Raw genomic sequence first — 9005 nt, 5'->3', positions numbered from 1 at the left:
AGCTCCCCTTCGGCGTGGATGATCTTCGCCCGCTTCTCCCGCTCCGCCTCCGCCTGCCGGGCCATGGCCCGCTGCATCTCCGCCGGCAGGTCCACGTGCTTCACCTCCACGGCCGTGACCTTCACCCCCCAGGGATCCGTGTGATCGTCAATGATCCGCTGGAGCTGCTGGTTGATCTTGTCCCGCTGGGCGAGCAACTCGTCCAGCTCCGACTGCCCCAGAACGCTCCGGAGGGTGGTCTGGGAGATCTGGGAGGTCGCGTAGAGGTAGTCCTCAACGTTCAGGATGGCCTTCTCGGGGTGGACCACATTGAAGAAGATGACCGCGTTCACTTTGGCCGAGACGTTGTCCTTGGTGATCACGTCCTGGGCCGGGACATCCATGGCCACCGTCCGCAGGCTCACCCGGATGAGCTTGTCAATCACCGGAATCAGGAGGATCAGGCCGGTCCCCCCCTTCCCGTAGATCGGCTTGCGAACCCGGCCGAGGCGGAGAACGACGGCTCGCTCCCACTCCGGCAGGATCTTCACTGCGCTGACGAGGAAGTAGAGGGCGAGGATAACGAAGACGATAGCCGTAATACCGACGTTGAAGATGCTGAAGGGCGACATTTCCCCTCCCCTTATGGCGCCGCGGGCGCCTCAGCCCGTCGCGGGCGCGTCCGGGCGGGCGAGACGGGCGGCGGGGTCCGTCTTCACCTTCCGCACCGTGAGCTTCAGACCATCGATCCCCACCACCTCCACCTGCTCCCCCACCTCCACGACCTCGGACGCCTCGGCGCTCCAGATGGCCCCCTGGACGAAGACCAGGCCGCCCGGCGTGAGCCGCGTCCGGGCCACCCCGACCGTCCCCAGGAGTCCCTCCTTCCCCGTCTGGGGCGTCCCCCGCTGGGCGCGGACGGCCGCCCCCATCAGCAGGACGAAGAAGGCGGTCGTCGCCGCCGTCGCCCCCACGATGGCAGAGACCGAGATGCGCAGGTACGGGGCGGGGGAGTCAATGAGCATGATGGAGCCGAGGACCATCGAGACGATCCCCCCCATGGTCAGGAGCCCGTGAGAGACCACCATCGCCTCGGCGATGAACAGGACGACGGCCAGGAGGATCAGAAGGAGGCCGGCATAGTTGATGGGGAGGGTCTGAAAGGCGTAGAAGGCCAGGATGAGGCAGATCCCGCCCAAGATCCCGGGGAGGATGGCCCCGGGGGTGCTGAATTCAAAGTAGAGGCCAGCCAGGCCCAGGAGGAGCAAGATGTAGGCGATGGTGGGATCGGAGATCACGCGGAGGACCCGGTCCCGAAACGACGGCTCGATCCGGACGAGGGGAGCCCCCTTCGTCCGCAGGGTCACGGGGCCGGAAGGGACCTCCACCCTGCGGCCGTCGATCTTTGCCAGCAGGTCTTCCAGCCGCTCGCTGACCAGGTCAATGACCCCGAGACGCAGCGCCTCCTTCTCGGTCACCGAGACGCTCCTGCGGACGGCGTCTTCCGCCCACTTCACGTTCCGGCCCCGCTTCTCGGCGATGCTCCGGATGTAGGCCGCGGCGTCGTTGGTCACCTTCCGCGCCATCTCCTTGTCCATCTCCCCCCCCATGTTGACGGGATGGGCGGCCCCGATGTTGGTGCCGGGGGCCATGGCGGCGATGTGGGCGGCCAGGGTCAGGAACGCGCCGGCCGAAGCGGCCCGGGCGCCGCTGGGGGACACGTAGACGACGACCGGGACTTCGGAGGCCATCATGTCCTTGATGATGGCCCGCATGGAGACATCCAGGCCGCCGGGGGTATCCAGCTCGATGACGAGCGCCACCGCCCGCTCCTGCTGGGCCTGCTTCAGGCTCGCCGTGATGATGTGGGTCGCGCTGGGCGCGATGATCCCTTCCAGCCGGATCACGTGGACCGGTCGGGGAGCCTCAGGCCCCTGGGCGGCTGCGGCGGCCAGGGTCAGCGCAAGACCCGCGGCCGCCGCGGCGAGGACACGGCGCGTCATGATGGATGTAGCCTAATCGTTTTCCGGGGGCTTGGCAAGGGCCCCGGCCGGTACCACCCCGAGGGAATCCAGGATCGCCGGGGCGAGGTCCGCGATGGTCCGGATCCGGCTGGCAAAGGCCTCCGCCCCCGCTCCCCACACCATCGTGGGGACGGGGTTCGCGGTGTGGGTCTTCCGGGAGAGATCCTCCAGGTTGCCGTGGTCGCTCCCCACCACCACCAGGTCCCGGTCCAGGTCCGTCCCGGCCAGGATCGCCGTCAGGAAGGCATCCAGGTCCTGCAGGAGACGGAGGGCTCGGGGGAAGTCCTGGGCGTGTCCGCAGAGGTCGGTCTGGAAGAACTCGAACATGGTGAAGTCAGAGCGTGCCCCCAGCGCCGCGAGGCGGGCCCCCGCGCCGGCGGGGCTGAGAAGGGGAACATCATAGCCCTGCTCGCGGAGGAGGGCGTTGGTGAAGTCCTGGTAGAGTGCCTCCCCCCGCTTGAGGTCCTCCAGGGTCCGGAGGGGCATGCCGGCCTTGCGCTGGGCCACGGTCGTCACCGACGGGAAGCGGAGCCGGACCTTGTCCTGGAAGAAGCGCGGGCTATAGGCGTTGGCAAAGGCGGCCCGCCGGCCCGCGGCGTTCAGGAGGCCGAAGAGGGAGTGGGCCTCGAGGAGCTCCGCCAGCCGCCGCGTGCAGTACCCGTTGATGTGTCGCCCGGCCAGGAACGGGGCGTTCTTCCCGGTCAGCAGCGCGGTCTGCCCCGTGGCGCTCTGGGGGAGGCCCGGGACGCCGAGGGTGGCATCCGTCGCGACCACGACCCGTCCGTCTACTCCCGGGGCGGGCAGGGACCCTGCCAGACGGAACCAGCGGGTGGGGGCCGCGGCCAGGGGGTTGACCTCCCGGTCGTCGGGCCCCAGGCCCAGGCCATCGATGAAAATGAACAGTACACCCATGCTGGAGCGCCGAGACGCGGCGGCGTACCACGAGGATAGAGGAAGAGACGGGGGGCTGTAAAGCGTTAGGGCAGGGGGAGCAGCGTCGCCTGGAGCGGGACCGCGCCCCGCCGGGGGGGCTCCGCCGAGAACCGGATCGGGCCGAACCAGGCCACGGCCCGCGAGCGCGTGTGCTGGGAGTTGATGAACACGGAGACCTTCCCGACCGGGGGCGGCTCCTCGTGGAAGAGGCGCCGGTAATCCTCCCGGATGTTCCGGGTCTCCTCGAGCCACCTTCCGGCCTTCCCCGGGCCGCTCTGCATCACCACGATCCTGGCGAGGGACGTGGCGGCGCTGGCGAGGCTGCTCCCCGCGGGCGCGGTGGCGTCCCAGACATAACCCAGGACGCGAGTCCGGAGCATGGCCGGGAACAGGGGGAAGACGACGTAGAGCTGGGCGGCCTGGTCGTCCGCCTCCCGCCGGCGGACATCCCCCCCCTCTGGGAGGACATCCACCCGCCAGCTCCAAGACAGGTACGGGAACTCGGCCAGGTCCACCTCCACGTCCCGATGCAGGGCGAAGGAGGTCTCATCGCTCTCCAGGCGGATCACGCCCGTCCCCCGCACCTGGGCCACGGTGAAGCGGGCGGCCCCGGTAAATTCCTGGAGCTGCCACTCCTGCGGGGGAGCCCCCTCATCGGGGCCCGGGATGAAGGCCAGGGAGAGCCCGGGAACCACCCGAGTGGAGGGTTCCTGGGGTGGGGGGGCCGGGGCGCGCTTGCTGCGGTGGGGGCGCGGCGCCCCCATGTCGTGGACGGGAGAAGCGAGGGGAGATGCCAGCGACCACGCGCTTCGGTCCAGCTCCACCAGCGCGGACGCGGCGTCTCGGATGCCGCCGTCGCCCTCTCCCTCGGCCTCGCTCCCCTGTGGGGCGAAAGTGAGGAGCAGGACGAGCACCCCCAGGCCGCCCGCTCCCGGGAGGAAACGGTGCAACCAGCCCGACGTCTGATGGGAAACCGGTCGCGCAGCCATGATGCACCGTCGGGTCTGCAAGCTGCATTCCAGCCCGGGCTTCCCCTACGGTGCCGGCCGCTCCACCTCCCCCCTCTCGAGGCGCTTCGCCTCCTCCCACAGGCGATCCATCTCCTCCAACGTGCTGTCCCGAGGGCTCTTCCCCCGCTTCGCCAGGGCGGCTTCGATGTAGTGGAACCGGCGGAGAAACCGCTCCGTTGTCCCCGTCAGGGCCATCTCGGGGTTCACCCCGACAAACCGCGACAGGTTGACGAGACCGAAAAGCAGATCGCCCAGCTCCGATTCCACTCGGGCGGGATGCCCGGCTGCCAGCGCCCCCCGCAGCTCGGCCCACTCCTCCTCCACCTTGGCCACGACGGGGGGGAGCGCGGGCCAGTCGAAGCCCGCCCGCGAGGCTTTCTCCTGCAGGCGGTGAGCCCGGAGAAGCGCCGGGAGGGGCCGCGGGACGCCGGCGAGGGCGGAGGCCGGTTCCCCATTCGCCTCGCGCTCGTGCTGCTTAATCGCCTCCCAGCGGGCCAGGACCTCCTGAGCGGTCTTGGCGCCCCCCGCCCCGAAGACGTGGGGGTGGCGTCGCACGAGCTTCTCGGTGATGCCCCGGAGGACGTCGGCGATGGTGAACTGGCCGGCCTCCGCGGCCATCTCGGCGTGGAAGACCACCTGCAGGAGGAGGTCGCCGAGCTCCTCCCGGAGCCTGGCCGCCTTTCCCTCCCCGATCGCCTCCAGGACCTCGTACGCCTCCTCCAGCAGGTACGGGGCGATGGAGGAGGATGTCTGCTCCCGGTCCCAGGGGCACCCGCCCGGCCCCCGCAGGCGGGCCATGATGGCGACCAGCTCGGCGAACAGCGGGCCCGGCTCCTCTGGCATGCGCTCCTCCCGCCCGCGGCCGATGGGTACGGCGCGGGTCGGCGGATTATAGCGCGCCGGCCGGGGGGGCGGAAGGCCCGCGCCTCCTTGACAGACCCTCGGTGGCCCGGTGGGTTACTACAAGGGGCAAAAAGGGCTTGACAGGAGCGACCGTGGCGATCATAATGCAAATGGTTTGCAATTATGACTACTCGCCGCGACACGATCTCGCATCTCCTGGCGGACCGGGGCCACCGGCTGACCGGGGCACGGCTGGCCATCGTCGAGGTGCTGGCCGACAGTGACGCCCCGCTCTCCGTGGCGGAGATTCACCGGCGGCTCGGGTCCCGGCGCGCGAACCTCGTCTCGGTGTACCGGACCGTCCACCTCCTGATGGGGATGGGCGTGCTGCGCACGGCCGACCGGGCCCGGCGTGGGCAACGGTACGAGTTGGCCGAGCAGTTCACCGGACACCACCATCATCTGATCTGCCAGGAATGCGAGCGGATCGAGGACCTGGAGGGGTGCCCCCTGGGGCATGAGGCCCTGACCCGTCTCACCGTGCGCCTGCGCCGCGTGCGCGCGTTCCGGGTGACGGAGCACGAGCTGCGACTCTTCGGGCTGTGTCGCAGTTGTGCCGGCTGATTGTTTGGGCTCTCTATTGAAAATGAGTTGCAATATATCCCATGCACGCGCGCCCGGCGCAGGAGCAGCAGGAGCAGACAGATGAACCCCACCCTCCGCGTCCGCCGGTGGCTCCTCGTGTTGCTCGTCCTGGTCGGCGTCGGGTGCGAGCGCGCGCCGGCTCCGCGGACGACGCCGCTGGTGGTCGCGAGCTTCTACCCCCTCTACGAGTTTGCGCGACAGGTCGCCGGGGACCGGGCGGAGGTCGTCTCGCTCGTCCCGGCTGGCGTCGAGCCCCACGACTGGGAGCCCTCGCCGCAGGACGTGGCCCGCGTTCGGCAGGCGGCGCTCTTCGTCTATAACGGTGCGGCCCTGGAGCCCTGGGCGAAGACGCTTGTGAAAAACGTAGGAAGTGCGGAGCTGGTGGTGGTTAATGCCACGGAGGGGCTCGCCCTACTGCCCGCCGGGGGCCCGGCCCACGACGACAGCCGCGGGAAGAGCAAGGATGAGCCGGGAGGGGCCGAGGCGGCCCAGGACCCGCATGTTTGGCTCGATCCGGTCCTGGCGCAGGCCCAGGTGGAGGTGATCCGCGCCGCCCTCGCGAAGGCCGACCCCGCCCAGGCAGAGCAGTATGCGAGCAATGCGCGCGCCTACAGGGAGAGGCTCGCGGCCCTGCACGCGAAGTTCGAGCGCGGGCTCAGCCGGTGCGCGCGCCGTGAGATCATAGTTTCCCACGTGGCGTTCGCCTATCTGGCCAAGCGGTACGGGCTCACGATGGTCTCGGTGGCGGGCCTCGCCCCGGAGGCGGAGCCGAGCCCGGCGCACCTCGCGTCGCTCGTGCGCTTTGCGCGGCGCCACAAAGTGGAGTACATTTTCTTCGAGACGCTGGTGAGCCCGAAACTGGCCGAGGCCCTCGCCCGGGAGGTCGGGGCCCGCACGCTCGTCCTGAATCCGATCGAGGGGCTCACGCCGGAGGAGGCGGCGGCAGGGAAAGACTACGTGGCGTTGATGGAGCAGAACCTCGAGAACCTCCGGACCGCCCTCGCGTGCCGATGAGTACCCCGGTCGCCATCGAGAACGTCGGGTTCCGCTACGACGGGATTCCCGTCCTGGAGGACGTGAACCTGACCGTGGAGGCCGGGGATTTCCTGGGGCTGATCGGGCCCAACGGCTCGGGGAAGACTACGCTCCTCAAGATCATCCTGGGACTCCTGACTCCGACGGCCGGGCAGGTCCGGCTCTTCGGCACGCCTCCGGCGGCCTTCCGGGAGTGGCACCGGGTCGCATACGTGCCGCAGCGGGCCCTGCTCGACCCTGGGCTCCCCGTTACGGTCCAGGAGGTCGTGGCCACCGGACTGGTGCCGACCGTCGGCCTCTTCGGTCGCACCGGCGCCCCGGGGCGCACCCGGGTCCGGCAGACGCTAGGGCTCGTCGGCATGGAGGAGCACGCCGGGACGCGGATCGGGGCCCTGTCGGTCGGACAGCAGCAGCGGGTGCTGATCGCCCGCGCCCTCGTCCTCGAGCCCGAGTTGCTGCTCCTGGACGAGCCCACGGGGGGTGTGGACCCCGAGGCCCAGGGCGCCTTCCATGCCCTCCTCCGGCACCTCAACCGGGACCGGCGGGTGACCCTGATCCTGGTGAGCCACGACATCGGGGTGGTGACCCGGGAGGTGACCCGCCTCGCCTGCCTGAACCGCCGCCTCGTCTTCCACGGCCCCCCGGGCGATTTCCTGAGCGACGCCGCCCTGAGCGCCCTGTACGGGCACTCGGTGGGCGTGGTCGCGCACGATCACCCCTAACCCATGCTTCCCGAGTTCCTCCAGTACAGCTTCATGCACCGCGCCTTCCTCGCCGGGGCCGTGACGGCCCTGGTCTGCCCGGCCATCGGCGTCTTTTTGATCCCGCGCCGCCTCTCCCTGATCGCGGACACGCTGGCCCACGTGGCGCTGGCCGGGGTGGCGCTCGGCCTCCTCCTCGGGCTTTCCCCGGTCCTGGGCGCCCTGGCGGTCACGGTGGCCGGGGGCCTCGCCATCGAGCGGCTCCGGAGCCGGGGAGGCCTCCAGGGCGACGCCGCCCTCGCGCTCTTCCTCTCGGGCGGCTTCGCGTTTGCGGTTGTCCTCATCAGCCTGGGCCGCGGGTTCAACGCCGACCTCTTCGCGATCCTCTTCGGCAGCATCCTGACGGTGAGCCCGAGGGACGTCTGGGTCATCCTGGGGTTGGGCGCGGTGGTGGGGGCGTGCCTGGTCACCTTCTACCCGCAGTTCCTGGCCATCACCCTGAACGAGGACCTCGCCCGCGTGAGCGGGGTGCGCGTCACCGCCCTGAACCTCCTGCTCACGGTGCTCACCGCCCTCACGGTCGTGGTCGCCATGCGCATGGTAGGGGTCCTCCTCGTGAGCGCCATGATCGTCATCCCCGCCCTGACCGGCTTCGCGGTGGGGCGGAGCTTCGCCCGCGCCCTGGCGACCGCCATGGGGACCGCCCTGCTCGCGATGCTCCTCGGGCTCACGGCGGCCTACTACCTGGCGCTCGCGGCGGGGGGCGCCGTCGTGCTCACGGCGCTGGCGATCTTCGCGGCCGTTGTGCTGGCCGCGCGCCTCAGGGGGGGCGGGGCGCCCCGCTGACAGTCGCCCGCTAGGCCCCCGCGTACTGCACCCAGGAGGGGGATCCCCGCTTCGACATCCTGCCCGAGGCCGATCTGAAGCTGGTCCCCATCGTCTAGGAAGACCCGGCCAAATCCCCTGGCTGCCGGCGCAAGGCTGGAACGGGCCTTGCACCTTCGGCGGCCGGGAGGTCCCCTGATGCCTTTCCGCGCGGCTGCCGCCTCGCTCCTCCTGCTCACGCTGCTGGTCCCCGGGCCGGCCGGCGGGGAGGAGCCCCTCGCCATCACCAGCGACGGGGGGGAGGTTCTCCTCTTCACAAACGTCCCCCGGCACGCTCTGGGTCAGCGGCTCCCGTCGCTCCCGGCAGGGGAGCGGGCGCGGCGGCGGTTCTGGCCCCTGATCGAGGAGGCCGCCACGGGCGCGGGCCTGGACCCGCGGCTCCTCACCGCCATCATCCAGATGGAATCCGCCTTCAATCCCGGCGCCACCAGCCGGCGGGGCGCGCAGGGCTTGATGCAGCTCATGCCGGCCACGGCGGTGGAGTACGCCGTCCGGAACGCGTACGATCCCGAGGAGAACATCCGGGCAGGCGCCCGCCACCTCCGCGAGCTCCTGGACCTGTTCGCGGGGAGCCTTCCTCTCGCCCTGGCCGCCTACAACGCCGGGGAGACCGCGGTCCAGCGGTTCGGCGGCATCCCTCCCTTCGCCGAGACCCAGCAATACGTCCGCCGGGTTCAGGCCCGCTACCGCGCCCTCGGTGGGAGAAACCCCTTGACCGGCCTTCGGGTGCCAGGGCCCGACCCGGCCACCCGCATCTACCGGATCCACGACCCCGAGGGTCGCGTCCGCTACACCAACCTTCCCCCCGCGCTCCTGCCTGCGGGTCCCCCCCGCTGAGGGATCCCGGCCCCTTCCTCCTGTTGTTGACAAGTGAAATGTCCGCTCCCGTTTGACACGTGATCTGACCGCTCCGGGTCAGGCGGCCTCCTGGGCGGAAGCAGGCAGGGGCC

10 protein-coding genes are annotated in these 9005 nt (G+C 70.5%); 5 read left to right on the top strand and 5 right to left on the bottom strand.

Annotation, left to right across the window (positions count from 1 at the left end; translation table 11 throughout):
• From VGT06_05520 to mazG, 5 genes are all read right to left on the bottom strand, one after another.
• On the bottom strand, positions 1-611 hold a 611-nt coding region (locus tag VGT06_05520), incomplete at its 3' end, for a slipin family protein (GenBank protein ID HEV8662591.1).
• Between the two features lie 30 nt (positions 612-641).
• Positions 642-1982: a nodulation protein NfeD gene (locus VGT06_05515; GenBank protein HEV8662590.1), complete on the bottom strand. Its 1341-nt coding sequence runs from the start codon at positions 1980-1982 to the stop codon at positions 642-644.
• A 12-nt stretch (positions 1983-1994) separates the two neighbouring features.
• Entirely contained in the window at positions 1995-2915 is a 921-nt protein-coding gene (locus tag VGT06_05510; GenBank protein HEV8662589.1) for a hypothetical protein, read from the bottom strand.
• Positions 2916-2980: 65 nt separating this feature from the next.
• Positions 2981-3925, bottom strand: a complete 945-nt coding sequence (locus tag VGT06_05505; protein HEV8662588.1) for a DUF3047 domain-containing protein — start codon at positions 3923-3925, stop codon at positions 2981-2983.
• Between the two features lie 45 nt (positions 3926-3970).
• The gene (mazG, locus tag VGT06_05500) at positions 3971-4789 is read right to left on the bottom strand and encodes a nucleoside triphosphate pyrophosphohydrolase (protein HEV8662587.1); all 819 of its coding nucleotides are present in this window, start codon (positions 4787-4789) and stop codon (positions 3971-3973) included.
• 183 nt (positions 4790-4972) lie between these two features.
• Here mazG and VGT06_05495 point away from each other — a divergent pair, with 183 nt between their 5' ends.
• From VGT06_05495 to VGT06_05475, 5 genes are all read left to right on the top strand, one after another.
• Complete coding sequence (locus VGT06_05495; protein HEV8662586.1) at positions 4973-5413, top strand: Fur family transcriptional regulator; 441 nt, start codon at positions 4973-4975, stop codon at positions 5411-5413.
• Between the two features lie 81 nt (positions 5414-5494).
• Entirely contained in the window at positions 5495-6448 is a 954-nt protein-coding gene (locus VGT06_05490) for a metal ABC transporter substrate-binding protein (protein HEV8662585.1), read from the top strand.
• A complete protein-coding gene (locus tag VGT06_05485) occupies positions 6445-7191 on the top strand; it encodes a metal ABC transporter ATP-binding protein (protein HEV8662584.1) in 747 nt (248 codons plus the stop codon). The genes VGT06_05490 and VGT06_05485 overlap by 4 nt, the downstream gene beginning before the upstream one ends.
• A gap of 3 nt (positions 7192-7194) precedes the next feature.
• On the top strand, positions 7195-8016 hold the full coding sequence (locus tag VGT06_05480) for a metal ABC transporter permease (GenBank protein ID HEV8662583.1): 822 nt from the start codon (positions 7195-7197) through the stop codon (positions 8014-8016).
• A 177-nt stretch (positions 8017-8193) separates the two neighbouring features.
• Positions 8194-8892, top strand: a complete 699-nt coding sequence (locus VGT06_05475; protein ID HEV8662582.1) for a lytic transglycosylase domain-containing protein — start codon at positions 8194-8196, stop codon at positions 8890-8892.
• Positions 8893-9005: the final 113 nt, after the last annotated feature.

It is taken from the genome of Candidatus Methylomirabilis sp., assembly GCA_036000645.1.
Classification (GTDB): Bacteria; Methylomirabilota; Methylomirabilia; order Methylomirabilales; family JACPAU01; genus JACPAU01.
This window is presented reverse-complemented; position numbering and strand designations above follow the sequence as displayed.

What these genes read in the sequence shown, in the direction of transcription:
- VGT06_05515 (HEV8662590.1), bottom strand. Translation starts at nt 1,982, where the DNA reads ATGACGCGCCGTGTCCTCGCCGCGGCGGCCGCGGGTCTTGCGCTGACC.
- VGT06_05510 (HEV8662589.1), bottom strand. Translation starts at nt 2,915, where the DNA reads ATGGGTGTACTGTTCATTTTCATCGATGGCCTGGGCCTGGGGCCCGAC.
- VGT06_05505 (HEV8662588.1), bottom strand. Translation starts at nt 3,925, where the DNA reads ATGGCTGCGCGACCGGTTTCCCATCAGACGTCGGGCTGGTTGCACCGT.
- mazG (HEV8662587.1), bottom strand. Translation starts at nt 4,789, where the DNA reads ATGCCAGAGGAGCCGGGCCCGCTGTTCGCCGAGCTGGTCGCCATCATG.
- VGT06_05495 (HEV8662586.1), top strand. Translation starts at nt 4,973, where the DNA reads ATGACTACTCGCCGCGACACGATCTCGCATCTCCTGGCGGACCGGGGC.
- VGT06_05490 (HEV8662585.1), top strand. Translation starts at nt 5,495, where the DNA reads ATGAACCCCACCCTCCGCGTCCGCCGGTGGCTCCTCGTGTTGCTCGTC.
- VGT06_05485 (HEV8662584.1), top strand. Translation starts at nt 6,445, where the DNA reads ATGAGTACCCCGGTCGCCATCGAGAACGTCGGGTTCCGCTACGACGGG.
- VGT06_05480 (HEV8662583.1), top strand. Translation starts at nt 7,195, where the DNA reads ATGCTTCCCGAGTTCCTCCAGTACAGCTTCATGCACCGCGCCTTCCTC.
- VGT06_05475 (HEV8662582.1), top strand. Translation starts at nt 8,194, where the DNA reads ATGCCTTTCCGCGCGGCTGCCGCCTCGCTCCTCCTGCTCACGCTGCTG.